Genomic DNA, 26,200 nt, shown 5'->3' with positions numbered 1-26,200 from the left:
GAAGGTTTCCGGACATGAGCTTATTCAAGGTATGTATCGCCGAGCATGTCATCGGCTTTTCCACGGAATCGGAGATGGCGGCGCAGTATATTATGAAGCATTTCAGGCCGCTGCTGCTGGAGGCAAGCGATCCCTGCACACCGGATCTGTATGTCATGATCGAAGAGGGCTATGGCGTCCCTTTCGTCGATTATGAGGTCGAAATCTTATCCGGGCCCGAAACCGTTGTGTATGTCCGCAAGGATTATCGGATTAAGGCGGATCCGACGTACTATAAAGCTTTGATCGAGGTGTTCGATGAGTTTGCCCTGAAGCATGCGCTGCTGAACCTGTATAGTGCATTCCTCACTTCACGGGAGTGGGGGCTTGTCATTCATTCCTCCTGCCTTGTGCAAGGGGACGAAGCGTACTTGTTCGCCGGTCATTCGGGGGCAGGGAAGTCTACGGTAGCGCGGCTTTCCCGTCCGAGACCGATTCTCTCCGATGAGGCGACGATAATAAGGCTGGATGCTCAGGGCGTGCTGGTCTACAATTCTCCTTTCCGCAGCGATACCGATATGCCTTCCTTGACGGAGCCTTATCGACTGCAGGCGGTACATCTGCTGCATCAGGCGAGCTATAACAAGAGGTTCCCGCTGGCGAAGATGGACGCCGTCCTGAAGCTTCTGCAGAGGGTGTTCTACTGGGCGCATGATCCGAAGGAAACGAAGAAGCTCATGACGATGTGCAAAACGCTGGTAGAGAGAGTACCCGTTTACGAGCTGTCTTTTCAAAAAAACGATACATTCTGGGAGGAAATTTCATGATTGAGGTATCGAGAGGTTATAAACGCAATACGCAGGCGGAGACGCTTGAAGTCGACGGCGAATGGGTCATTCTGCATACCGCCAAATATACCGTGACCCGGTTGAATGAGGTGGGCGGGCTTTGCTGGGAGCTGCTGCAGCAGCACAGGACAGTTCAGGAGCTGACAGAGGAGGTTATGAAGAGCTACGACATTACGGCGCAGGAGGCCGAGCGGGATATTGAAGGCTTTATCGAGGAGCTTCGCCGCATGGATTTGGTTGAGCATGCAGATTAATGCGAAGGCCTTAAAGCAGCTTGTAAGGGAGAGGGGCTATATCGAGCTTCCTTCGATCGGAACCAGCATGTCTCCTGCCATACGTGAAGGATATGTATGCCGCTTTACGGACATCGAGGCAAGGTCCCTGAAGGTCGGCGATATTGTGCTCTTCGTCGGCGTTACCGGGGAGCTTGTCGGGCATCGGCTGATCGGCACCTTAGTGAAAGAGGGCAAAGCTTATTATGTATGCAAGGGCGATTCCAACCGCACATCGGACCGCCCTGTCCCTGAGGAGCAGCTGATCGGCCGTATGGTGTCGGTCCGCGCCGGACAAAGGCTGATCCGGGCGGATGCACTGTCGATGCGAATGTGGGGCTGGCTCGTTTCGAGGCTTCCTTTCGTTTCCTTGTGCGTTCATTACAGCGTGCGGCTCCACAACAAGACGCGCGGCCGGAGGGCAGGCTCCTATATATGCTGAGATCATACAAACAACGGCTGAAAGGCTTGCTCGAGCTGGGGGAGCTTCGAAAGCCCATGCGACTGCTTCTCATTTATGTCGGGCGCTATTGGAAGGCGTATGCCGGTCTCGGAATCCTGTTGTTTGCAGGAATCGGGACGACACTCTTTTTTACATGGTTCTTGCAGCATATGACCGACGCAGCGGTGCAGGGAAATCTTGCCGGCGTAGGTCATTATTTGCTTTTGGGGGCGGGAGGTACGCTCGTTAGCTCTCTGGTAGTGTTTTGTAACATTTATTTGTCCACGACGGCGGTACAGAAGGTGAAGGCCGATCTGAAAAATGATTTATTCGAGCATATGCTGCGGCTGCCGGCCGGCTACTATGGCAATCACCATACGGGAGAGCTTGTTGCGCATCTGACACATGATGTGGACAGCATTGACGGGGCGATCGGCTCCAATCTGCTGGGGCTGCTGCGCCTGCCTCTCATGGCGGCCGCTACCTTCATCTACCTGGTTCAAGTGAATTGGCAGCTTTCCTTTCTTTGCCTATTCCTGGTTCCACTGGCGCTGGGATCGGGGGCGCTGCTGGGCAAGCTTCTGAGAAAGCACAGCAAGGCTCTGCATGAATTTGTGGGCCGTATGCACAGCTTCCTCGGAGATGTCTTCTCAGGCCATACCGTCTTTCGTTCCTATATGCTGGAGAATATGTTTCACTCCCGCTATATGGAGCAAAACCGGGAGCTGCTGCGCATGGAATCGAGGCTTGCCCTGCTCCGCGGCTGGTTCAGTGTCGGCTCGGGTGCGGCAGGGTCACTTGCTTATTTGTTCAGCATGGGGCTCGGGGCATACTTCGTGGCGCAAGGTAACATGACCGTCGGTTCGCTGCTCGCGTTCGTTAGCCTGATGCAGTACCTGATCTCGCCTTTAAGCGGTCTTGCAGGACTGTGGGGAGGCTTCCAGCGTTCGATTGCCGCGGTGGAGCGGATTCAACGGGTGCTCGAGGAGCCGGCGGAGATGAAGCGTTGGCCGTTGGGGAAAGCGGACACGCCTGCTCTTCGCTGGGGCTTGGAGCTGCGGCAGGTGACCTTTCGTTACGAGGCCGGCAAGGAAGCGGCGGTGGAGGGGCTGCAGCTGCTCGTGCCCGCGGGCTCGGTTGTGGCCGTAGTAGGTCCGAGCGGCGCGGGCAAAAGTACGCTGTTCAGCCTGGTGCAGGGCTTTTATCGGCCGACGCAAGGTGAGATCCTGCTCGACGGCGTGGCGCTCGATTTCGGCGCACGGCCCGAGCTCCGGGGCTATATGGCCTATGTGCCCCAAGAGACGAGCTTGTTCTCCGGGACGCTGCGGGATAACCTGCTCATGGGCCGGAGGGAGGCGACCGGAGAGGAGCTTGTGCAGGCGGCCAAGGATGCCAACCTGCATGAGTTTATTCTCACGCTGCCGCAGGGCTACGACACCGAGATCGGAGAGCGCGGAGTGAAGCTGTCCGGCGGACAGAAGCAGCGTCTTGCGATCGCGCGGGCCATCTTGAAGAATGCGCCTATCCTGCTGCTCGACGAGGCGACCTCGGCTCTCGACAGCGAGACGGAGCATGCCGTTCAAGAGGCGCTGGAGAGGCTGATGCGGGGACGGACGACGATGGTCATTGCCCATCGGCTGTCGACGATCCAGAACGCCGATCTCATCGTCGTGATGGATCAGGGGCGCATCGCCGAGCAGGGCACCCACAGCGAGCTGCTGGCCGCGGGGGGCTTATATGCACGGCTGCACCGGCTGCAGCATGAGCAGCGGGAAGGCGAAGCGGAGGCCGCGACAGCCGCGGGATAAACAGGGCTACGGGAAGCTTGGCTTCCTATAGCCCTGTTTTGATTGTACCCGATGAAAATGGGGAACAATCAAAGCGTTGTTCAAATTTAGGGAAGTAAGGAGAATTGTGGGATGAAACTGCAAAATCAAACGGCTATCATAACGGGAGCAGGTAAGGGAATCGGAGCGGCGACTGCTGCAGCGCTGGCGAAGGAGGGCGTCCATCTGGGCTTAATGGCCAGAAGCACCTCGGATCTGGAGGCTCTTCAGAGTTCATTGGCAAGCACGTACGGAGTCAAGGTGTACCATGCCGCAGCGGATGTTTCCAAGCGGGATTCGGCGGAGCAGGCAGTCGCCGAGCTTGCGGACAAGCTTGGAGCGATAAACATTTTGATCAATAATGCCGGGGTCGCAACCTTCGGCACTGTACTGGATATGGAGCCTGCCGAGTGGGAACGCATCGTTCAGACGAACTTGATGGGGACGTATTATGTAACCCGGGCAGCACTGCCGATCATGCTCAAGCAAAACGAGGGAAGCATTCTCAACGTTGCCTCCACTGCCGGTGAGCGCGGATTTGCAACCGGCTCCGCTTACTGTGCATCGAAGTTCGGAGTGATCGGGTTCACGGAAGCCTTACTGCATGAAGTGAGAAAATCCAATATCCGCGTTACGGCGCTTACGCCCAGCACCGTGAATACGAACCTTGCCGCTCAAGCCGGCTTAAAGATCGGCGATGAGGATCGCATGATGCAGCCGGAGGATGTGGCGGAGCTCATTTTGGCCACCCTGAAGCTCCCGCAGCGGGTATTTGTCAAGGCGGCGGGCATTTGGACAACAAACCCTCAATAATGCTACCATAGGGGCAAGGAACTGAATACAGGGGAGGAACAATCGATGGAGATCGGAATAAGCACGTTCGTTGAGACGACGCCGGACGAGCGGACAGGGGAAGTGATAAGTCATGCGCAGCGGCTGCGCGAGGTGGTTGAGGAAATCGTGCTGGCGGATCGGGTAGGACTGGATGTATACGGCGTAGGGGAGCATCATCGCAAGGACTATGCGGCATCCTCTCCGGCTGTCGTACTGGCGGCAGCGGCCTCGCAGACAGAGCGCATCCGCCTGACCAGCGCGGTGACGGTGCTGTCCTCCGCAGACCCGGTCCGTGTGTTTCAGGATTTCGCCACCCTGGACGGGATCTCGAACGGACGCGCTGAGATTATGGCCGGCCGGGGTTCCTTTATTGAGTCCTTTCCGCTGTTTGGCTACGATCTGAACGATTACGACGAGCTCTTCGAGGAGAAGCTGGAGCTGCTGCTGAAGCTGCGGGAGTCGGAGAAGGTGACATGGAAGGGCGGACATCGGCCGGCATTTCAGGAGCTTGGCGTTTATCCGCGTCCGGTGCAAAATCCGCTTCCGGTGTGGGTCGGCAGCGGAGGCAATACCGAATCGGTGATCCGCGCAGGGCTGCTGGGACTGCCGCTCGTGCTCGCGATCATCGGCGGCAGTCCGAGGCAGTTTGCCCCTCTGGTGCAGCTTTATAAGAAAGCGGCCGCCCATGCAGGACATGATGCTTCGAAGCTGCCGGTCGCTTCCCACTCGCACGGCTTTGTCGGGGAGGATACGGAGGCCGCGGCCGACAAGTTTTTCCCTTCCACGCAGGCCAGTATGAATGTGATCGGCAGGGAGCGGGGCTGGGGGCACTATGACCGTGCCCAATTCGATGCCGCGCGCAGCTTGGAAGGGGCACTGTATGTTGGCAACCCCGAGACGGTGGCGCGCAAAATCATTTATCTTCGCAAGGAGGTCGGCATCACGCGCTTCCTGCTGCATGTTCCGTTAGGTACGATGCCCCATGAGGACGTCATGCGAGCCATCGAGCTGCTGGGCACGGAGGTAGCGCCGCGCGTCCGGGAGGAAGTGGCCCGGTGGGAAGCGGAGAACGTAGCGGCGAAGTAAAAGAAACGCCTCTTGCTTAGAGGGCTACATCCCCAAGCAGGAGGCGTTATTGCATAGAGAGCTTAAACCTTGAAGGCCGAAACGGAATGGTTCAGCTCTTCGGCAAGGACGGCCAAATTTTGCGAGGAGGCGGCTGTTTCCTCCGTTGCAGCGGCTGTCTGTTCGCTGCCGGAGGCGATGATCCCTACGTAATGCAGCGCCTGATTGGATTGGGCGTACTGCTCCTCCGTTGCAGCGGCGATTTCGGCTATCGTTCCGGAGGTTTCCCGGATCAAACGATGAATCATCTCGAACGCTTCCCCGCTTTGCCGTGAATACGCCTCCGATTCCTGCGCCGCTTGAGCGCTTAATCGCATTTTCTCCTGCATGGATCTTATGATAGCGGTAATTTCTCGAGTCGCCGCTCCGCTCCGCTCGGCAAGCTTGCGCACCTCGTCCGCCACGACGGCGAAGCCTCGTCCCTGATCGCCTGCCCGTGCCGCTTCAATCGCCGCATTCAAGGCAAGCAGATTCGTCTGACTGGCAATGTCGTCGATAACCTCGATAATTTGGCCCACTTTATCGGAATCCGACACCAATACCTCCACCTGATCCTTTAACCGCTCCATACCGCTGACAGATTGCTTCATCACCTCGCCGCCCTCGGTGGCCACCTTCACTGTTCGGGTGGATAGCTCGGCTGCGGAGTCGGCGCTGGAGGAAACGGTTTCCATTCCTATCGTCAGCTCCTTAAGCAGATCATTAATTTGGGACGATGACCTGGCCTGTTCTTGGCTTCCGCCAGCCACCTCTTGCGTTGCTGCCGAGATTTGCTGCGACGCGGCGGCAACCAGCTGGGCGGAGTCGGCTATACTGCGAATGAAAACCTGATAGTTATCGAGCATGGTGTTGAAAGAAACGGCCAGCTCGCCGATTTCATCCTTGGACGTTACCGGCAGCCGGCTCCGAAGATCACCTTCGTTGCTGGAGAGCTCCCGCAGTTTTTCGTTCACCAGCTTAAGAGGTCTGAGCTTTCTGTTAAGGAGAATGAGAACGGCAATCATGGTAACGGTGACAAGGGCGATCAGCACGATAGTAATATAAAGGAATTTGTACATTTCGGCTTGCCGTGCGTCAGCCTCCGTCTTGGCACGTGTGTTCATCTTCTTTTGAAACTCCGTGACGGGTTCCGCGATGACCTTTTTATTGGACTCGTATTTATCGTCAAACATCAGCGTCCTGGCAAGCGTAAAGTTACCTTCCTGTACCGCTTTCATTGCGGCTTCCTCGGTTTTCACCAGCGCATCCGAGTTTTTCTTGGCTTTATCGATCAAATCAAGCTCCTCTTGAGGAGCATTCAGCTCCTTCAATCGGGATACGACCTTGTCCCGCGTTTTGGTATCGTTCACTTCTTTCCAATAGTTGTCATAGTGCTTCTTATCGCCGAACTGAACGTAGGCTCGGGCTTCATTCGTTAAGTAATCGGACGCATTGGCGAGATCGAAACCCAACTGCTTGAACTCGGCTTGTCTCTGTACGGCTTCCAGCACCAGAATATAATTTGTCCGAAGCATAAAAGCAGATCCGATGGATAAGACAGCCAGAAAACTAAAGATAACGCCTACAATTTTAAGCCACTTTGAGATTTTCATTCTTCTTTCCGCCTCCTGTGTTATACGGACTGTACAAATAGCTTCATGACACGACAGCAAAGTCATCATTCGACACGATCCCAATAGCCAATAACATTCGGCAGCCTGCTTCTGATGACGCTTTCAGCGTTGTAAACACTCGGCTTTGTATCCATGACTCGGCAAGCTTGCCCTCGGCGAGGAATTGTTGAAATATGTCGCATAATGACGAATTGGTACTATTATACTATGAAAAGCTTAAGGAGGATATATGTAATTTCTCATGAGCCGCTTTTGTCGCATTTGCCGTTAGCATCAGAAATACGATTCATGGTTTTGTGAATTATGATACAGAACGTGTCTATGATACGACAAATTTAAGGAATACCCGTTGACAAGATACACTTTGTATCCTAAGATAAGGTATGTACCGCATGATACACAATGTATCAGGGAGTGACTGGAGGGTAATCATGGAACTGAAAGAGTACCTACGCATCATCAAGAAGCGACTATGGTTCATCCTGCTCTGCGTCATCGTCTCTACCGTAACGACAGCGCTCTATAGCTTTCTCTACTACAAGCCGGTGTACATGGCTCATACGAAGCTGATCGTGAACAAGACCATCGAGCAGGAGCAGCTCGGCAAGGAACAGATGGATTTCGGGGCCATCGCCGTGAACATCCGCCTCATCGAAACGTACAAGGAAATCATCAAAACCCCGGCAATCACCGATAAGGTCGTCCAGCGCTATCCGGATCTTCAGCTTTCCTCAGACCAGCTCAGCCGCATCATCAACGTTTCCGCATTGAACAACACACAGGTGATGACGCTCTCCGCCGCAGACTACTCTTACGAACGGGCCGCCAAGATTGTCAATGCCGTCTCTGAGGTGTTCAAGTCCGAAATTCCCAAAATCATGAAGGTCGACAACGTCGCGGTGCTCACCCTGGCTAAGATCACCGATAAGCCTCTGCCGGTCGATTACAAAAGAACCCAATACATCATCATCAGCTTTGCCGTTTCATTGATGTTCGCCATAGGCTTGATCTTCCTGCTTGAGTTTTTGGACGATACGATCAAATCCGAGGACGATATTCAAGCGGTGCTCGGGCTGACGACCCTCTCCGCGATCCCGGCTTCCAAGAAGGAGTTCCAACCCAAGAAACAACCATCCCGAAAAAAGGTGAGTGAACCCAGCTATGCCGCCAAGCACTAAAACGACGATTGTGATGCTGTCCCAGCCGGAATCTCCCGCCTCCGAGGCGTATCGAACCTTACGAATCAATCTTGAATTCTCCGCCATCGACCGGGAAATTCAAACGATAGCCATTACTTCAGCCATCCGGGATGAGGGAAAGACCACAACGGCGCTGAATCTGGCCATAGCCTATGCCAAGGCAGGGAAAAAGGTGCTGCTCGTGGACGCCGATTTGCGCAAGCCGTCGATCCACCATGCCTTTTATACAGACAACAGTGTCGGATTAACGAATCTGGTGACACGAAAGCACGAGATGAACGAGGTTGCTGTGGAGACGCACATTGACAATTTGACGGTGGTTACTTCCGGACCGCTTCCTCCGTCCCCATCCGAGCTGCTTGCCTCCCAGAGGCTGGAGACACTGCTTGCCGAGTGGAAGCAAAGCTACGAAATCATTCTGATCGATACGCCGCCGGCCTTTACTCTGATGGACGCGAAGATTGTAGCCTCCAAGTGCGACGGTACGCTGCTTGTGATGGAATACGGCAAGGTGAAGCGGGCGATCGCGAAGCGCGTGAAGGACGAATTGACGCAGGTGAAGGCGAACGTGCTCGGCGTTGTGCTTAACAAGATCAACGAGAAAGAGACGGAGGCCATTCACTACCCTTAAGGCTCTTGAAGTTTCGTGACTCCATATATCCCGGTAGGCCTGCCGAACGCAGCCCCCCGGTAGGTAATGTCTACTGCACCTGTATCACTGTAGGCACTCGGCCATGCTGTGGGCTTTCAAGACCTTAGACATTCATTGTCGAGGGTGTGGCGTGAGGGGGGGTTCGATGCCCCATTTCTAATTTTCTTAAAAGCTCTAGTTATACTGTTTTCTATGAGACAAGACAGTATAATTAGTGTTTTTATTTATGATTTGGAGGGAACGTGCCAATGAAAAAGGTGAGAAAAGCAATCATTCCCGCAGCGGGTCTCGGAACCAGATTCCTGCCGGCTACGAAAGCAATGCCAAAGGAAATGCTGCCGATTATCGACAAGCCGACCATTCAATACATCGTAGAAGAAGCGGTAGAGTCGGGGATTGAGGACATTATTATCGTTACAGGGAAGGGCAAACGGGCCATCGAGGACCACTTTGACCACGCGTTCGAGCTGGAAACCAACCTTGCGGAGAAGGGGAAGCTGAAGCTGCTGGAGGAGGTACGACGTTCCTCCAAGGTCGAGATTCACTACATCCGCCAGAAGGAGCCCAAAGGCCTCGGTCACGCCGTATGGTGCGCAAGACGCTTCATCGGAGATGAACCGTTCGCAGTGCTGCTGGGAGATGACATCGTGCAGGCGGAAGTGCCCTGCTTGAAGCAGCTGATGATGCAGTACGAGCAGACCGGCGCTTCAGTGATCGGGGTGAAGCCGGTTGCGGACAACGAAACGAACCGGTACGGCATCATCGATCCCGTAGCGAAGGAAGGCAAGCTGTATCAGGTGCGCAATTTTGTCGAGAAGCCGCCTGCGGGGCAGGCCCCGTCGAACCTTGCCATTATGGGACGATACATATTAACGCCTGAGATATACCAGTTCCTGGAGCTGCAGGAGCAGGGAGCCGGCGGCGAAATTCAGCTGACGGATGCCATTCAGAGGCTGAATCAGATTCAGAGCGTTTACGCTTATCACTTCCAGGGCGTGCGCTACGATGTGGGGGAGAAGCTGGGCTTCATCCTGACGACGCTGGACTTTGCCATCCGCAATGACGAGCTTCGTACGCCGCTGCTGTACGCTGTGGAGAAACTGCTGGAAGACCAAAGGATGCCTCGCGTAATCGGTTAGAAGGAGTACGTACGATGGAAGGCTATTCGAATGAAGGCAAACCGCTGATCACCGGACGTTACTATGCGGATGCCCGGGCGCGGCAAAGAGCGGAGCAGCAGCAGCGAGCGTATTTATTCGTCAAGCGATGCTTGGATATCCTCGGCGCGGCTGCGGGTATCTTTTTTTGTTCGCCGATCTTCCTGATCATTGCGATTGTTATTAAATGGGAGGATCCCAAGGGGGCCGTCTTGTTTAAGCAAATTCGCGTCGGCAAGGACGGCAAGCCGTTCTACATGTATAAGTTCCGCTCGATGATTTCGGGCTCGGAGGAGCTGCTCAAGCAGCTGCTGGAGCAAAATGAGATTCACGGCGCCATGTTTAAAATGAAGGACGATCCCCGGATTACCCGAACGGGCAAATTCATTCGAAGAACGAGTCTCGATGAGCTGCCGCAGCTGTGGAATGTGCTCAGGAACGATATGAGCCTGGTGGGCCCGAGACCGCCGCTTCCGAGAGAGGTCGAGCAGTACAGCGCGTATGATAAACAGCGCCTGACGGTAACCCCCGGCTGCACCGGCCTGTGGCAGGTCAGCGGAAGGAACGGCCTCAGCTTCGAGCAGATGGTGGAGCTCGATTTGACCTACATTAAGGACCGCAGTTTATGGCTGGATCTAAAGCTCATTCTGAAGACGGTGTGGATCATCTTTTTTCCGAAAAACTCGTATTAGTCCATTATTCTAAAGGTTAGGAGATCGCTATGAAGGTTACTGTGATTGGAACAGGATATGTCGGCCTTACAACAGGGATTACACTAGGCTTTCTTGGCCATGAGGTGACTTGTGTGGATGTCGATGAGAATAAAATCAATCGTCTGCAAGGAGGCAGCCTGCCGATTCATGAACCGCTCTTGGATCAGCTGCTCACAGCCGCCCGGGAGAACATGGCCTTCACCACCTCTTATGAAGAAGCCGTTCGTGAAGCGGACGTCATCTTCTTTGCTGTTGGAACGCCTGCGAACGAAGACGGGTCGCCGAACCTCAGCTACTTGTTTTGTGCACTCGATGATACAATTCGTTTCATAACTGAGAAAGAAACGCCAACGGTGTTGGTGAATAAGAGTACGGTCCCGGTCGGCACCGGCGATCAGATGCAGGAGCAAATCCGCAGCGCCGGTTTGGAGGGGCGGGTCACCGTCGTCTCGAATCCTGAATTTTTGCGCCAGGGCCGCGCCGTGAAGGATACGCTGTACCCCGACCGTATTGTGGTTGGCGGGGATGAGCACGGGGTACGTACCCTGAGACAGCTGTACTTTCCGATCCTGGACCAGAGCTTCCTTGCACCTAAGGGAGCTCCTCGCCCGCAAAGCTTCGCCGGCGTCGCGTTCTTGACCGTCGACCGGCGGAGCGCGGAGCTGGCCAAGTATGCGGCGAACGCTTTTCTGGCCATGAAGGTAAGCTTCATTAATGAAATCGCCAACGTATGCGACGGTGTGGGCGCCAGCGTGGAGCACGTGGCCGACATTATCGGAACGGACCCGCGCATCGGCGCAGCCTTCCTCCAAGCGGGGATCGGGTACGGCGGAAGCTGCTTCCCTAAGGACACCCAAGCATTGCAATATATCGCCGGCACGAGCGGTTATGATTTCAAGCTGCTGTCGTCGGTCATCGAAGTGAATAATGAGCAAAAATTCCGCATGCTGCACAAGCTCCAGGAAGAGCTGAACGACCTGAGGGGAAGAAAAATTACGGTTCTAGGGCTAACCTTCAAGCCGGGAACGGACGATCTTCGCGAGGCGCCGAGCCTGCCGATCATTGCCCGGCTCCTGGAGCTGGGCGCCGAGGTGCATGCGCACGATCCGATCGCCGTCGAGAAGGCGAGGCAGGCGCTGCCTATGGAGGTTCAGCTGCACGAGGATCTGTACGAAGCGCTCTATCAAGCGGAGGGAGCCTTGCTGGTTACCGAATGGCCTGTTTACGCGAAGCTGAAGGCGGCCTTTCTCCTGTCGGCCATGAAGAATCCCTTGCTTATCGATGGACGTAACGCGCTCGCCGAGGAAGAGAGGCAGCTGCTGGATTACCGGGGCATCGGGCTCGGCGAGCAGGCCGTTCGCCGCTGGCAGCATGAGCTGGTGTAAGAGCAAATGATAATCAGAGGAGCCAGACGATGAGACGAAAACGAAGGAAACGGCACAGTCTTCTTCTTCCCATTCGGCGCAGGTCGATGGCGATCGGTGTGATTGCCCTCAGCACGTTGTTCACAGCCTCCTGCTCCGGGGTGGATGCGCTGATTGCTAATTCTACGGGCTCCGCACAGGAGCAGCAAGTGAAGACAGTCCGGACGGAGAAGGTCACGAAACAGAAAATCGGTGATCCGGTCGAGCAAAACGGCGAGGTGTTATCCTCCGTTCAGATTGGAGCTCTAGCCAAGGTCGGCGGCGATGTGGAGCAGATCGTCAAGAAGCGAGGCGATGCGGTGCAGGAGGGAGATGTGATTCTGCGGCTCTCCTCCCCCGACCTGAAGCTTGCGAGAGACCGGGCGGCGCTTGCGCTGCAGGCGGCGCAGGACAATCTGGCCAAGGCCCGAAGCGAGCAGGAGAAGGCTCGTAAGGAGCAGGAGGATCAGAAGTCGGAGCTGCGCAAGAGTATCACTCGTCTGGAGCAGAGCCTCACCGACCTGCGCAAAGGCTACAATAAAACGCGCAATGAATACGATCGCGGCCAAGCGACGAAGGCTCAGCTGGATCAGGCGGAGAAGGCGCTGCAAAGCGGAGAGCTGGAGCTGGGGCTGCTCAAGGAGCAGCAGCGGACGTCAAGCGCATTCGGCGCGCCGCCGGTATCTACGGTGGAGCAGAATCAGGCGGAGATGACGCTGCAGCAAGCGGAGCAGGCCCTGCAGCAGCTGGAAGTGAAGGCACCGGCGAGCGGTGTCTTAACGGAGATGCCGATCGAGCTCGGCATGACGGTCGCCGGCGGTGCCCAGATCGGACTGATTGAGAAGCTCGATCCGATTAAGATCAAAGTGAATTTATCGGTGGATGCGGCGAAGTTTGTCCGCAGCAAGAAGGAGCTCACTTATTATATTCCCGAAACGCCTCAGCGGACGAAGGCCGAGGTAAGCTACCTGGCCAGTGTGATTGACCCGCAGACGAAGGCCTACGAGCTGAATCTGTCCGTGCCGAATAAAGATATGCAGCTGAAGCCGGGGATGCGGGTGCGGGTCGAGCTGACGGAGGAGGCGGAGCAGATCGTGCTGGCGGTACCGACGCATGCCGTCCTGAAAGAGGGCGACAACGCCTACATATACGTGCTTAAAGGCGATACGGCGGAGAAGCGGCGGGTAGAGCTCGGACGGTTGAACGAGCCGCTGCAGGAGGTGCTCTCCGGAGTGCAGGAGGGTGAGGAACTGATCGTTTCAGGGCTCAGTGAGCTGAAGCCGGGCGAGAAGGTAACGAAGACGAATGCTGGCCAAGTCAGCGGCAAATAAGAAAGCAACGGAGGTACGCAAGTGAACAGAAGCTGGAGAAGGAGACTGGGGGCTGCCGCTGTCGCAGCCGCACTGCTTATGCTGGAATCGCCCGCGGCTACGATTGCGGAGAACCTGCCTGCGAGCTCCGCAGCGGCATCGACCTACATGCTGACCCATGCCATTACGGCTGAAGTCAAAAGCGTGCTGAATGAACGGGAAGCGGGCGGAACCCGCCTGGGGGCCGTTGTCCGGCTGACGAACCAGGGAACGAGCGTGGTGCGGGTGCCCGATTATGAGGTCAGACTCAGCACCGCGGATGGCGTAAAGTATACGCTGAATCCGAGCGCAGCGAATGCGAAGGCGATTCAGCCGAAGGAAAGGGTCGAGCTGAGCTATCTCGTTACGGTCGACCGTCAGGATGAGTTCTCGATCTCGGAGCTGTCATGGATCAGCGCGGATGATAACGAATATCCGCGGAAGGAAACGACGATCGCGACCATCCCGGTAGTTTCCGTGGAGTGGAAGGGCGACGGTTCGGGCACAGCGCTGCCTGTGAACTCTTGGGGAGCGCCCTTTGCCTTGTCGGTGCTCTCCCCGAGCTTGGAATATACGCCCGTCAGCACGGTACGCCAGAGCACCCCTCAAGGACCTGCGACCGTGGTGGTGCTGCTTGTGGAGAACAAAGGGGAGCTGCGGGAGACGGTGCCGGATTTTCGCGTGGACGGCCGCACAGAGCAGAAGGTGTATCCAGGCAAGCGGGTCGAGCAGGACCCGATCGTGCTGGAGCCGGGGGAGAGACGGTATATCCATTACGCCATTGTCAGTGAACAGAAGATTTCCTTTCAGGGCTTTACCGTGTTGACTCCCGAGAGCTTCGTGCATACGGATCTGGTGAAAACGGTCTACAGCATCGGCAGGCTCCGCATCGGGCGGCCGGAGCTGGCGAGCGCATCGGGGGGAACCGCTGCGCCTGCGGCAGCTTACGAGCTTGGGAAGCCGATCGGATTCGATCCGCTGAATAAGCTGGTACGTTCGGATGTCCAAGTATCGCTGGTGGAGCTGCATCTGCATGAAGCGGAAGGAGCGGGCTACCAGACGGCCATCGCCAAGTTCCGCCTCGACAATTTGAGCGACCAGCCGGTGCCGGTGCCGTCGTTCGCAACGGAGCTGATAAGCAGCGACGGCTTCAGCTACTCGGGAGCCAGACAGAAGACGGCTGTGGAGACGCTGGCTCCCAAATTAAGCTATCTCGTCAGCTATTCCTATAATGTGCCGGATTCGGAGAAGGGCGATAAGCTGACTTTGAAGATTTTGGATAGTCAAACGGCTGCGCCGTACGGCATTCCGATTGCAGCGGTTCCGGCCAAAGCGGTGAAGGGCAGCTCGGAGGAGGCGGCCTTCAGCATGTATCCGTTCCGGGTGAAGGTGGACGATTGGACCATCAACGCGCAATATGCCTTGGGCTCGGGATACTCCTATAAGCTGCGGCTCAATCTGGACATCACGCGGGAAGGCAATATCGTGGTGGACTCCAACTTTTCCAAAATGCGAGTGGAGATTGTCGATCAGCTGGGCCGGATGCTGTCCTCGAAGGTCGTGCCGTTCACAGGGGCGAACCGACTCGTCAGCGGCTGGCAAAATATCGATTTCGACGATTCCCGCTCACAGCAGCTGGAATATCCGCTCTCGGTCTACATCTATGAAACGATGGAGACTCCTTTCGGCGAAGCGAAGCGGCTTGTGAAGAAGATGAAGCAATAGGTGGTTGGCATGATGGTGATTACCGTAATGATTCCTACATATCGAAGAGTACGGGATTTGGACCGCTGCTTGCAGGCACTGAAGGTCCAGGAGCGGCAGGCTGACGAAATTCTGGTGGTCGTGCGTAACACGGATGAAGAGACGCAGCTTTATCTCCAGGAGGCCGATGTCACCCCTTCGCGGCTTACGCGGGTCATCGTGGATGTACCCGGTCAGGTAGCGGCGCTCAATGCCGGCGCGAAGGCCTCTTCCGGTGAGGTGCTAGCCATTACCGACGACGATACGGCCCCGAGGGCCGACTGGCTTCGCCGGATTGAGGAGCATTTCCTGGCTGATCCGAGGCTGGGCGGCTTGGGCGGACGCGACTGGGTGCATCAAAGCGGGCGGACCGAGACGGGCTCCAGGCAGGTGGTTGGGAAAATCCAGTGGTTCGGCCGGGTTATCGGCAATCATCACCTGGGGGCAGGGAGTGCCCGTGAGGTTGATTTGCTCAAGGGAGCGAATATGACCTACCGTCGCAGCGCCATCCGGCAGCTGCAATTCGATTCGCTGCTTAAGGGCAGCGGAGCCCAGGTCTATAACGACATGGACTTCAGCATGGCGGTGAAGAAGGCCGGCTGGAGATTGGTTTACGACCCGCAGGTCGCCATCGATCACTACCCGGCGCAGCGGTTCGACGAGGACCTGCGCAACAGCTTCAATCCCCTGGCGGGAAGCAACGCCGTACATAACGAAACGTACGTTTTGCTGAAGCATCTGGCGGCGTGGCAGCGGTTGATTTTCCTCCTATGGGCGGTGTGTATCGGATCTTCCTCCTCCCCCGGCTGGCTACAGTGGGTGAGGCTGGTGCTGAAGGAGGGAACGCTGGCGAACCGGAAGTGGCGGGCGGCGGCTCAAGGAAGAAGAGACGGCTGGCGTACCTGGAGAGCTTACTGCAAGCGGGGTGACGGAGCCGGGACAAAGTCCAGAACAGGTGAGGTGAGCTTATGAGAATAGCCATTGTGATGCCGCTTGCGGACCTCCGGGGCGGTGCGGAGATCATGCTCCTGCACTTGCTGCGGGCGAACCGGCAAGCAGCGCTCATCGATTATTCGCTTGCCTTCTTCGAGGACGGTCCTCTGGCTCGCGAAGCCGAGGCGCTCGGGTACCGCGTTCAGGTGTTCGAGGCGGGGAAGCTTCGTCAGGCGGGCCGTTATGCGAGAACGGTTAAGCTCCTGTACGCGTGGCTGAAGCAGGAAGGGGCGGATGCCGTCTTATCGTGGATGAGCAAGGCGCATCTCTACGCAGGACCTGCCGCTGTGCTGGCCAAGGTGCCGGCATTGTGGTATCAGCACGGGATTGCGGGGGAGGACCTGCTGGAGAAGTGCTACGGCTATATCCCCTCCAAAGCGGTGTTGTGTCCCTCAACAGCTGCTTTGAAGCACCAAAAGCGTGTAACACCGAGGCTGTCGGCAGCGGTCATTCATCCCTCCGTCGACCTGCAGGCGTACTTCCGGGTAAGTCATGCGGCCATGCAGAAGACGAGGAAAGAGCTGGGTCTGCCGGAAGGCAAACGAATTCTCGGTTTGGTCGCAAGACTGCAGCGCTGGAAAGGGGTGCATACGTTTCTGGATGCGGCGGCGAAGCTGGCACGGCGGCATGAGGATGTGCATTTCGTCGTGGTGGGCGGGGAGCATTATTCGGAGCCGGATTATCCGACGGAGCTGCGGCGTCAAGCACAGCAGGCCGGAATGGAGTCACGGATCACCTTCGCCGGCCATCAGCCGGACAGCGCCCGATGGGTGCGAGCCTTCGACGTGCTGGTGCACGCTTCCCTCGAGGAGCCCTTCGGAATGGTAATCATCGAGGGCATGGCGTCCGGCAAGCCGGTGATCGCTTCCAAGGCAGGGGGACCGCTGGAGACGATCACGCACGGCGTCAACGGGCTGCTGGTGCCTCCGGGCGATGCCGCAGGGCTGGCATCGTCGATGGAGCGGCTGATCGCGGACCCGGAGGAGTACCGCCGGCTTAGCGAGGCCGGGTACATGCGGGCGCAGGACTTCGGGACGGAGCGGCTGGCTAAGGAAGTGGCGGCTTTATGCCAAACGATATGCGGAAGTAGGGAGATGAGCATTGATTACGAGCGTCCTTAAGCTTCCCAGGCAGCCCTGGGTAACCACGCTGCTGCTTGCACTATTTTGCCTGGCGGCAGCTGTTGTCCTGGGCCGGATGGCGGCGGACCCGAGCAAGCTGCGCCTGCTGGTCGCCGGCTCCATGATCATGGTGCTGTTCGCGTTCAGCCAAAGAAAGCCGACCGTCGTGATCTACCTGCTGCTGATGTATTTGCCGTTTCTAGGCTTCATCCGTAGGCTTCTTATTCCGGTTGCCGGCTGGAACTCGATGGATCCCTTCGTCGTTGTCGGTCCCTTCATGATTCTTGTACTGGTCTCCAAGTGGGTGTTCGACACCTATAAGAATAAGCTTCCGATTGAATACGATACCCGGCTGTTTCAGCTTGTGCGCTGGATGCTGCTGGTCGATCTCCTTCAGGTGTTCAACCCGATGCAGGGGAGCCTGTTTACCGGCTTCGCGGGCGTGATGTTCTATATTGTCCCTGTCTGCTACATGATCCTCGGCAGGCAATACATGGATGAGAAGAAGCTGAAATTCATCGCAGCCAGCGTATACGCGGTGGGCTTGATCTCCGCGGTGTACGGGTATAAGCAGTTTTTCTTAGGGTATTCGGATTTCGAGGATATGTGGATCGATCTTTCCGGCTATACGGCCTTGAAGGTGTACAGCGTGTTTCGGCCGATCTCTTTCTTTACGAGCGCCTCGGAGTATGCGCATTACCTAGGCATTGCCAGCATCATCGGCTGGGTGTATTTTCTGCGCAGCAAGAGCAAATCCGGCAAGCTGCTGTCCCTGCTCGGATTGGCCCTGCTGCTAAGCGCGATGTTCATCGAGTCGGCCCGGGGGATCATCGTGACCTCAGCCGCCGCCATGATGGCTATCGCCCTAATGAATGTACGAAAGGCTTCGCAGAAGCTGCTCGTCGGGCTGATGGCCGTGGTCGTCACCGCCGGGCTGGGGGTAGGCATGACCAAGCTCAACATGGAGAACGACCTGATCTACCATTCGGTCATCGGTTTGACGGATCCCTTCGGGGAGGAAGCGACGACGGTCGGGCATTTGGTGATGATGGTCGAAGGCTTTGCCAAAGGCATCGCGAATCCGCTTGGCCACGGTCTCGGCAGCACAACGATCGCCGCAGGCAAGTTCAATTCCATGACGGTCAGCTCGGAGGTCGATCTGAGCAACAAGTTTCTGGCGACCGGCGTGGTCGGCGGGGTCTTGTATACGATCATCATGATCAAAACGCTGACGCTGGCCTTTCGCGAGTCGCATCGAAGCAGTCTGCACCTGATGATTCTCGGCGTGCTCATCGCAGAAGGAGGCCAGTGGCTGAACGGAGGCCATTACTCCACGGCGGGCCTCATCTGGCTCATGATCGGATATATCGATAGGGAAAAGGGGAAATCAAGTGCGAATCGCGTGGATCGGCCCGATGCCGAATAACGGCGGAGGGGCTTCGGGAGTGGGCAGGCAGCTGCTGATGGAGCTGGCCAGGCAAGGGGTCGAAATCGACTGCTTCTTCCCCGGTGAAATCAAATATTTGCCGGAGGTGCTGCTGCGGCAGCCGAAGCTGCGCTTCTTCTGCCAGTCGTCCGGCTGGCAGTGGAACCGCTGGTACAGCCGGAACAATTATATGGCGTTTGTTACGGGCCAATACGCCAACCTGAAGTGCGAGATGAAGCTGGCGAGGAGGCTGATGCAGCAGCATGAGCTGAAGCCATATGATCTTGTCTACCAGTTCTCTCATATCGAGATGCACGCGCTGCGCAAATACAAGCGCAGGCTGCCGCCCATCGTGCTGCATCCGAGCGTCCATTCCGCAGGCGAGCTGCGGTGGCACCGGCGGGAGGCGCATCTGGCGAAGAGCTCCGAATCGCTGCTCACGAGAGCGGCGGTTCGCTGCATGCTGATGGCCCGGGCCAGCGTACAGAAGCGACACATCCGCAGCGCCGACTACGTGCTGAGCATCAGCCGCAATTTCGCGGCGGACCTGAGCACGGATTACCGGCTTCCATCCGAGAAGACGGATTACATCGTACCGAACCCGATCGATCTCGAGCGGTTCCGGCCCCCGGCCGCACCGCTTGCACAGCGGCTGGCCGGGCGGAAGGACGACCGGATCACGTTCCTGTTCGTGTCGCGGATTTCCGTCAGGAAGGGCACGGAGATGATCGTCGAGCTCTCGCACCGTCTGCAGGATCTGGGCGGGAAGGTACGAATTCTCGTGGTCGGCAACCATTCGCTCTGGTCCGATTACCGGGGCCTGCTGAACGGCCTGAATCCGGAGACGGCTCAATATATCGGCGAGGTGTCCGGCCAAGAGATGATGAATTTGTACCACACCGTGGATGCGCTCATTCAGCCAAGCCATTACGAGCCCTTCGGATTGACGGTCGGGGAGGCGCTGGCTTGCGGCATTCCGGTTATCTCGAGCGACAAGGTCGGGGCATCGGAGGGAGTAGACGAGACGTGCTGCCGGGTTTTCCCGGTCGGCGATATGGCGGAGCTGGAGCGCCATGCGCGCGCACTGTTCGAGGAGCTGCAGACGGAGAAGCGGGAGGAGATCGCCAAGATCGCCCGTACCGAAGCGGTCCGTTTATTTTCCCACACGACGATCGTAACGGATTTGATCTCCAAGCTGAAGGGCATGACGATGTCGCCGGACCGCGGTCAAGGCAGCGCCCGGCATCGAAGCAAACAAATCCATGATAAGCATGCTGCCGTGAGGTATTAATGGACGCACAAAGCACGACGGCAGCCCCCCGGGGGCAAGCCCGATTACTGATGCAAACCTTGCAGACTTTCCTGAGCATGTTCGGCGTACTGGCTATCAACGTGTTCTCGGCGATAATTTTATCCCGCGGATTGACTCCTGACGACCGGGGTGTCTACCTAGGGACTACGATGTGGAGCGGTTTTGTTGTCGGTATGTGCGACATCGGGATTTATATGGCCACCATTTATTTGTGGGGCAAATGTACGGATTCACAGCGCAAGAAGGACGTATTCGCCACGATGCTGGGCTGGGCTCTCGGCACCGGTGTGATCTGTGTCGGCATCGTTGCCGTGCTGGCGGACTACATGATCAAGGGGCATCTGAGCGAGCAGGAGCGAATCATGGCCTACGTCTACTTCGCTTCTTCGTTCGGAGGACCGGTCATCAGCATGCTGTCGGGCGTGCTGGCGGCGGAGCAGCGCTTTTCCCTGATCAATCTGGTGCGCATCGGGGTGCCGGCCGTGCTGACCTCTCTCTGGCTGGCGTATTTTCTGACCGGTGCCCTAAGCGTCAGCTTGTGTCTATTGACGAGCTCAGTCATCGCTACGGCGGGTATGGTTCCTTTCCTGTGGCAGGCGCGGGCGTATCTTCGGTCGCTTGGAAGGTTTCGCTGGGACATCTTTAAGGACGGTGCCTGGTACGGTCTGCGGGGCTACGGCGGCTCGGTAATCAATGTGCTTGGGGGAAGCGGGGCGCAAATCATGCTGTTCGCACTCACTCCAGCGTCGCTGGCCTTCTTCCAGACGGCCACCAGCGCTACCGGGGTGTTATGGGCGATACCGAAGGCGATCGGCATTACGAGCTTTCCGGATATGGTCAAGGAGCAGCCGCATTTGCTTCACGCCAAGCTATGCCGGTTTTTCCGGCTTGCGGCGCTGGCCACGGCTTGCTCCGCCTTGCTCCTGGGGCTTGCGGAGCCCATAGTCATCCCCTTTTTCTTCGGAGCGGCTTATACGGCTGCGGTGCTGCCGGCGCTCATCCTGCTGCCGAATGCGCTCTTCGGCGGGCTCTCCGATCTGCTTGGGGATGCGCTCAGCAGCACGGGCCGGACGCTGCACAATACGGTAGCCACCGGGGCCTATACGGGAGCGACGCTCGGAAGCATGCTCTTTACGCTGGATGCCTGGGGCATCGCCGGTGCGGCGTTATCCACGCTGATCGGGTTCATGATGAGCTTTCTGGTCCGCTTCGTGTGGTATCAGGTGGCGATCGAGCGGATCCGTCTGCGGGACATCGTTCCCGGTCCGGCCGATCTGCAGGAAATCACAAGCCTGGGGCTCGGAATTTGGCGCAAGGTTAGTGTGAAATGGAGAGGCAAGCTATCCGTCTAGAAGGGAGAACGCAGCTCATGCAATTCAGCGTGTGCATTTGTACCCGCAACCGGCCGCAAGATCTGTACAAGGCGCTCAAGTCGCTGGAGCAGTCGGAGGTGCCGGTCTATCAGATCGTCGTGTCGGACGACAGTACGGATCTGCGGACGAAGCAGCTGCTGGAGGCGTATTTTCCGGCGGTTCGTTATGTACCGGGTCCGAAAAAGGGGTTGTCCGCCAACCGGAATAACGCCCTTCGGGCGGTGACCGGAACCCATGTTCTTTTTATCGACGATGATGTCGTGCTGGCCAGGGACTTCTTCACCAGGATGAAGCAGGCGTTCCAGGAGCAGAAGGAGCCATACGGCGGCAAGCTCATTCTGACCGGGCTGGAGAATAAGAACGGCGTTATCATTTATCCGCACGATCAGACGTTCCTCGGCTTCCAGAACCGCAAGTACAAGGACGGCGAGGCGCTGAATACGATCGTCATCAACAGCACGGTGTTTCCGGCGCAGCTGTTTCGCGAGGAGCTTTTCGACGAGCAGTTGATTTACGGCTATGAGGAGGTCGATATGGCCACTCGAGCCGTGCGAAGGGGGTACCCGATCCGGCTGCTGGAAGGGGCGGTGAACTACCATTACCCGTCGGAGGTCAATCGGGACTACTACAAGCCCCATGTCGAAACGTCGAGGCTGTATGCGACCTTCAAGCGGTATTTATACACGGAGCGCAAGCGGCTGAAGGCCGTTGCTTTTCTAATGGTCGCCTTCCTCCATACGCTTCAGTATGGAGTCCGGTCGGAAGGGAAGAAGGGATTTGCCGGGGCGATGCGCTCCGTGCTCGGCTCGATGGGATACATCCGGATTCACCGGAAGCAGGGCAAGCACTCGGGCATGTCCGCATAAATGCTGCTCAGGAGGGTTCAAGTCATGCGCATATGCATGGTAAGTGAAGAGGAGATCGTCGGACCTTCGGCGATCATCCCGGGAGGCATCGGCCAGTACATACTGCGGTATACCCGCATGCTGGCGGAGAAGGGGCATGAGGTTACGATTTTGTGCCAATCGAAAAGCGCCTTCCAAAGCGGCGGCAGCGGCATCCGTTGGGTAGGGCTGCCGCGGAAGGGCAAGCTCCCTTGGGACGTTACGGTGTTTTTCTGGCTGCGGAAGCAGCGGTTCGATATCGTGGAATTCCCGGAGTGGGGCGGTCACGGGGCGATTCCCGCAATGCTGCTGCCGAAGAAGGCCGGCCGCATCATCACCCGCGGTCACGGCCACAACCTCTGGGTGCAGCGGGTGCACGGCCAACAGCAGGCCAAGGGCAAGCAGCATTATAAGGAATGGCTGCAGGTGCACTTCAGCTCGGGCGTGCTGGCGAACTCGGAATTCCTGAAGGAGGAATTCGTGCGCGACTTCGGCCTGCAGGCCTCCCGCATCGACGTATGCCATATCGGCATCGACCCCCATGCGATCGGTCATACGGAGGCGGTGAGGAAGAGCTTCCAGGGACCGACGCTCATCTATGTCGGGGGCATGGATCGCCGCAAGGGGGCGATCGATCTGGTGCGGATTCTCCCTATGCTGAAGGAACGGCTGCCGGAGCTGAGGCTCATCCTGCTCGGTCAGGACACACCGACCGGGCCGAACCGCACCTCCTACCGCGAGTACCTGATGGATACGGCCCGGCAGCTCGGCGTATTCGAGCAGATCGAGTTTATCCCGGCGACGCCGCGAACGCAGCTGCATCAGTACTACGGCCGGGCGAGCGTCTTCGTCTCCGCCTCCAGGGCCGAGACGCTCGGCATCCCGTTCCTGGAGGCGATGAGCACAGGGCTGCCGGTCGTCACTTGGCGGACGGGAGCGGCTCCGGAGCTCGTACGACACGGGGAGGACGGCTTCCTCTATGAGTTGGACGACAAGGAAGGCTTCGCTGCAGGCTTGCTGACGCTCCTGACGGATCCGAAGCAGTGGAGCCGCATGTCGGAGCAGGCGGTGGAGAATGTTAGGAGCCGCTTCATGGAGAAGGATATCTTGGAGCGGCAGGTGGCCTGGTACCACCAAATCTCGGGGTAAAGTAGGGTTCGTCATGACATTTGGACATTTACGGGAGCTCATTGCAGCAGATCTGTACCGATATGAGGGCAAGGTGAACCGGAAGCTGCTTCTTGCCAACCTCAGAAGCACGCCTGGGTTTCAGTATACGTTTTGGATGCGGGTGTGCCGTTATTTCGGGGAAGCCCGGCCGCATATCCTGAACAAGACCCTCTTCTTCGCCGCAAGGCAGATGCTCAAGCATTACCGCTACAAGCTGACGATAGATATCCCTTTCGGAACGGAGATCGGCAAGGGCTTCTATATCAGCCACTTCGGCGGAATCTTCATCAATCCGGAGGCGAAGCTCGGAAGGAATGTGAACGTCAGCCAGGGCGTCACGATCGGTCAGGCGAGCCGCGGTGAGCGGGCCGGCTGCCCGGTGATCGGCGACCATGTGTATATCGGCCCGGGAGCGAAGCTCATCGGCGCGATTCGCGTCGGGGATTACGCGGCTATCGGTGCGAACTGCGTTGTGACCAAGGATGTTCCGAGTCACGGCGTGGTTGTCGGCATTCCGGGCAAGGTGATCTCCTTGTGCGGCTCGGCGGGCTACATTCTGAACGACTGCGATGAGCTTAGAAGGCAGGTGGGCGGCGGGTGAGAATCGGCATTGTTACGCATAAGCTGCTGAAGGGCGACGGGCAGGCGAGAGTCAACTACGAGCTGGTAAAGGAGCTTCAGCGGAGAGGGCATCAGGTGACGCTGTTCTCCAGCAGCGTGACGCCCGAGCTGCTGGACCATGCCGGGACATCGTGGATTCCCGTGCCTGTGAAGGGCTGGCCCTCGCAGCTGCTCAAGAATCTGGTCTTCTCGGTCGTCAGCACAGCCCGGCTGCTTCCGCGCCGGCGCGAGCTCGATCTGCTGATGGTCAACGGCTTCATTACCTGGGTCAAAAGCGACGTGAACGCGGTGCATTATGTGCACGGCTCCTGGCTGCGATCGAAGGCACATCCCTTCCATCAGCGGAGGAATGCCTCCGGCTGGTACCAGCTGCTGTTCACCGGCGTGAATGCGCTGCTGGAGAAGGTGGCGTTCGCCCGCACTGACTACTTGGTTCCGGTGTCGGCCAAGGTGAAGGACGAGATCGAGGCGATGGGCTTCCGCAGGCCGGAAAGCACGAGGGTGATCTCCAACGGGGTGGATACGGATGAATTCACACCCCTCCGACGCGTAAGCCGGGCGCAGCTGGGTTTGCCGGAGCAAGTGCCTCTGGCCCTGTTCGCGGGGGATATCAAGTCGAGCCGCAAGAACCTCGACTCCGTGCTGAGGGCGATGACGGACGTCCCCGGGCTTCATCTGGCCGTGGCGGGACGAACGAAGGGCAGCCCGTTCCCGCAGCTGGCCGCGGAGCTGGGCCTCAAGGAGCGGGTCCATTTCCTGGACTTTCGCCGGGACATGGCCGATCTGATGAACAACGCCGATTTCTTCGTATTTCCTTCCCGGTATGAAGCCTGCACGCTGGCGGTGATCGAGGCGCTGGCCTCCGGGCTGCCCGTCATTACGACGTATCAGTCCGGCGTCTCCGAGCTGGTGGATACGGCTCCGAGCGCGGGGATTGTGCTGGAGGACGCCGAGGATGTCCGGGGACTGCGCGAGGCGATGAGACTGCTGACGGAGGATGCCGCGCTCCGCGAGCGCATGGGGGGCCAAGCGAGAAGCATCGCGGAGCGGCAGCGCTGGGAATCGGTTGCGGGCAAGTACATCGAGCTCTTCGAGGAGCTGCACGGGAACAAAACCGCCGGTCAAGCGGCAGCAAAGGGTGAGTGGGTTGAGCTTTACGAAAGAGGCCGGTAAATCCGGCGAGCTGCTGCATACGATTGTCATCTGCACGGCCGGGAGGCCCGAGGTGCTGAAGCGGACGCTGGAGCTGTTGCCCGGCAAGCTTACGCTTCCCGGGCGGACCGAGCTGCTGATTGTCAACAACGGACGCAGGGAGGAAACGCCCCTCATCCGCCATCACGTCCGTACAGCCGGTATCCCTTGCCGGGTAACCGTCGCGCACGAGCCGAAGCCCGGCTTGTCCAGCGCCCGGAACAAGGCGCTCCAGCTGGCCAAAGGTGGGATCATTACGATGCTGGATGACGATGCCTCTCCCGTCGACACCGCATGGCAGGAACGGCTGCTGCGGGTATTCCGGGAGCAGCCGGAGGTAGGCCTCTGCGGCGGGCCCTCGCATCTGGTCGTGCCGGAGGGCACCAAGCCGCAGCCCTGGTGGAGGTCGCCGCTCACGGATGAGCTTATGAGCTGCTTCCCCGGGCCGGAAAGCGGTCCTTGCGGGATCGATATGATCATCGGGGTGAACGCCTCATACCGGCGCACGGCGGTCCAAGGACTGCAGTTCGATGAACAGCTGGGCTGGAATGACGCGGCCTCGTCTCCGTTAGCCGGAGAGGAAACGCTGTTTAACAAGAGACTGCTGCAGAACGGCTGGAAGGCTTGGTTCGAACGGGAGGCACCGGTCCTTCACCGTATCGGCCGTAGCCGTTATCAAGCGGGATGGCCGCTTCGCCGCTCCTACATCGGGGGCCGGACCGCAGCCATGTTCGACATGATCACCAGCGAAGGTGCACAAGGCTCTCCGTTCAAGCAGCAGCCCGTATCCGATATGATGAAATGCTTAGTCCGAATGACCGTAAGGGCGCTGCAGGGCAAGCTGCCGCAGGCGTTTTCCCATGCTTGCCGGTTCGCAGCTTCCTGGGGCTACCTCTCCTTCCGCCGCGAATGGAGCCGCAGCAAAACGATGACTCCAATAGAGAGCAGGTGACG

Annotated in this window: 24 protein-coding genes; 23 read left to right on the top strand and 1 reads right to left on the bottom strand. The window is 57.8% G+C overall.

Annotated features, from left to right (window positions below):
- Positions 1-14: 14 nt before the first annotated feature.
- The 6 genes from RAC89_RS07910 to RAC89_RS07885 all read left to right on the top strand — a co-directional run bounded on the left by RAC89_RS07910 (position 15) and on the right by RAC89_RS07885 (position 5,287).
- Positions 15-806, top strand: coding sequence for a hypothetical protein (locus RAC89_RS07910; RefSeq protein ID WP_306612874.1), 792 nt, complete (start codon positions 15-17; stop codon positions 804-806).
- Positions 803-1,081 carry a PqqD family protein gene (locus RAC89_RS07905; protein ID WP_306612873.1) on the top strand — a complete coding sequence of 93 codons (279 nt, stop codon included), beginning with the start codon at positions 803-805 and terminating at the stop codon, positions 1,079-1,081. Before RAC89_RS07910 ends, RAC89_RS07905 begins: the two co-directional genes overlap by 4 nt.
- Positions 1,026-1,541 (top strand): signal peptidase I, encoded by a 516-nt coding sequence (locus RAC89_RS07900; protein ID WP_306612871.1) that lies wholly within the window; start codon positions 1,026-1,028, stop codon positions 1,539-1,541. Before RAC89_RS07905 ends, RAC89_RS07900 begins: the two co-directional genes overlap by 56 nt.
- Entirely contained in the window at positions 1,535-3,349 is a 1,815-nt protein-coding gene (locus tag RAC89_RS07895; RefSeq protein ID WP_306612870.1) for an ABC transporter ATP-binding protein, read from the top strand. The genes RAC89_RS07900 and RAC89_RS07895 overlap by 7 nt, the downstream gene beginning before the upstream one ends.
- Before the next feature lie 111 nt (positions 3,350-3,460).
- Complete coding sequence (locus tag RAC89_RS07890) at positions 3,461-4,180, top strand: 3-ketoacyl-ACP reductase (RefSeq protein WP_306612869.1); 720 nt, start codon at positions 3,461-3,463, stop codon at positions 4,178-4,180.
- Between the two features lie 45 nt (positions 4,181-4,225).
- Entirely contained in the window at positions 4,226-5,287 is a 1,062-nt protein-coding gene (locus RAC89_RS07885) for an LLM class flavin-dependent oxidoreductase (RefSeq protein WP_306612868.1), read from the top strand.
- Between the two features lie 62 nt (positions 5,288-5,349).
- Here RAC89_RS07885 and RAC89_RS07880 read toward each other — a convergent pair whose 3' ends face one another.
- The gene (locus RAC89_RS07880) at positions 5,350-6,918 is read right to left on the bottom strand and encodes a methyl-accepting chemotaxis protein (protein WP_306612866.1); all 1,569 of its coding nucleotides are present in this window, start codon (positions 6,916-6,918) and stop codon (positions 5,350-5,352) included.
- A gap of 452 nt (positions 6,919-7,370) precedes the next feature.
- Between RAC89_RS07880 and RAC89_RS07875 the strand changes: the two genes are divergently transcribed.
- The 17 genes from RAC89_RS07875 (at position 7,371) to RAC89_RS07795 (ending at position 26,198) form a co-directional block, all read left to right on the top strand.
- Positions 7,371-8,117 carry a YveK family protein gene (locus tag RAC89_RS07875; RefSeq protein WP_306612864.1) on the top strand — a complete coding sequence of 249 codons (747 nt, stop codon included), beginning with the start codon at positions 7,371-7,373 and terminating at the stop codon, positions 8,115-8,117.
- Positions 8,101-8,769, top strand: a complete 669-nt coding sequence (locus RAC89_RS07870) for a CpsD/CapB family tyrosine-protein kinase (RefSeq protein WP_306612862.1) — start codon at positions 8,101-8,103, stop codon at positions 8,767-8,769. Before RAC89_RS07875 ends, RAC89_RS07870 begins: the two co-directional genes overlap by 17 nt.
- A gap of 269 nt (positions 8,770-9,038) precedes the next feature.
- Positions 9,039-9,929, top strand: a complete 891-nt coding sequence (gene galU, locus RAC89_RS07865; RefSeq protein ID WP_306612860.1) for a UTP--glucose-1-phosphate uridylyltransferase GalU — start codon at positions 9,039-9,041, stop codon at positions 9,927-9,929.
- Between the two features lie 14 nt (positions 9,930-9,943).
- Complete coding sequence (locus RAC89_RS07860) at positions 9,944-10,639, top strand: sugar transferase (protein ID WP_306612858.1); 696 nt, start codon at positions 9,944-9,946, stop codon at positions 10,637-10,639.
- 29 nt (positions 10,640-10,668) lie between these two features.
- Positions 10,669-12,045 carry a UDP-glucose dehydrogenase family protein gene (locus RAC89_RS07855; protein WP_306612856.1) on the top strand — a complete coding sequence of 459 codons (1,377 nt, stop codon included), beginning with the start codon at positions 10,669-10,671 and terminating at the stop codon, positions 12,043-12,045.
- Positions 12,046-12,074: 29 nt separating this feature from the next.
- Positions 12,075-13,394: an efflux RND transporter periplasmic adaptor subunit gene (locus RAC89_RS07850; protein WP_306612855.1), complete on the top strand. Its 1,320-nt coding sequence runs from the start codon at positions 12,075-12,077 to the stop codon at positions 13,392-13,394.
- Positions 13,395-13,415: 21 nt separating this feature from the next.
- Complete coding sequence (locus RAC89_RS07845) at positions 13,416-15,137, top strand: hypothetical protein (protein ID WP_306612853.1); 1,722 nt, start codon at positions 13,416-13,418, stop codon at positions 15,135-15,137.
- Between the two features lie 9 nt (positions 15,138-15,146).
- Positions 15,147-16,127 (top strand): glycosyltransferase family 2 protein, encoded by a 981-nt coding sequence (locus tag RAC89_RS07840; RefSeq protein WP_306612851.1) that lies wholly within the window; start codon positions 15,147-15,149, stop codon positions 16,125-16,127.
- Entirely contained in the window at positions 16,124-17,269 is a 1,146-nt protein-coding gene (locus RAC89_RS07835) for a glycosyltransferase family 4 protein (RefSeq protein ID WP_306612849.1), read from the top strand. The genes RAC89_RS07840 and RAC89_RS07835 overlap by 4 nt, the downstream gene beginning before the upstream one ends.
- On the top strand, positions 17,250-18,695 hold the full coding sequence (locus RAC89_RS07830) for a hypothetical protein (protein ID WP_306612846.1): 1,446 nt from the start codon (positions 17,250-17,252) through the stop codon (positions 18,693-18,695). The genes RAC89_RS07835 and RAC89_RS07830 overlap by 20 nt, the downstream gene beginning before the upstream one ends.
- Complete coding sequence (locus tag RAC89_RS07825; RefSeq protein ID WP_306612844.1) at positions 18,661-19,986, top strand: glycosyltransferase family 4 protein; 1,326 nt, start codon at positions 18,661-18,663, stop codon at positions 19,984-19,986. The genes RAC89_RS07830 and RAC89_RS07825 overlap by 35 nt, the downstream gene beginning before the upstream one ends.
- A complete protein-coding gene (locus RAC89_RS07820; protein ID WP_306612842.1) occupies positions 19,986-21,359 on the top strand; it encodes a lipopolysaccharide biosynthesis protein in 1,374 nt (457 codons plus the stop codon). The genes RAC89_RS07825 and RAC89_RS07820 overlap by 1 nt, the downstream gene beginning before the upstream one ends.
- A gap of 17 nt (positions 21,360-21,376) precedes the next feature.
- On the top strand, positions 21,377-22,246 hold the full coding sequence (locus RAC89_RS07815; protein WP_306612841.1) for a glycosyltransferase family 2 protein: 870 nt from the start codon (positions 21,377-21,379) through the stop codon (positions 22,244-22,246).
- Positions 22,247-22,270: 24 nt separating this feature from the next.
- Positions 22,271-23,413, top strand: coding sequence for a glycosyltransferase family 4 protein (locus RAC89_RS07810; protein WP_306612839.1), 1,143 nt, complete (start codon positions 22,271-22,273; stop codon positions 23,411-23,413).
- A 13-nt stretch (positions 23,414-23,426) separates the two neighbouring features.
- Complete coding sequence (locus tag RAC89_RS07805) at positions 23,427-24,035, top strand: serine O-acetyltransferase (RefSeq protein WP_306612838.1); 609 nt, start codon at positions 23,427-23,429, stop codon at positions 24,033-24,035.
- A complete protein-coding gene (locus RAC89_RS07800; protein ID WP_306612837.1) occupies positions 24,032-25,228 on the top strand; it encodes a glycosyltransferase family 4 protein in 1,197 nt (398 codons plus the stop codon). Before RAC89_RS07805 ends, RAC89_RS07800 begins: the two co-directional genes overlap by 4 nt.
- Complete coding sequence (locus RAC89_RS07795; RefSeq protein WP_306612836.1) at positions 25,203-26,198, top strand: glycosyltransferase family 2 protein; 996 nt, start codon at positions 25,203-25,205, stop codon at positions 26,196-26,198. The genes RAC89_RS07800 and RAC89_RS07795 overlap by 26 nt, the downstream gene beginning before the upstream one ends.
- Positions 26,199-26,200 lie beyond the last annotated feature (2 nt).

Origin of the sequence: Paenibacillus sp. GD4 (genome assembly GCF_030846225.1) — a bacterium.
Classification (GTDB): domain Bacteria; phylum Bacillota; class Bacilli; order Paenibacillales; family NBRC-103111; genus Paenibacillus_G; species Paenibacillus_G silviterrae.
This window is presented reverse-complemented; position numbering and strand designations above follow the sequence as displayed.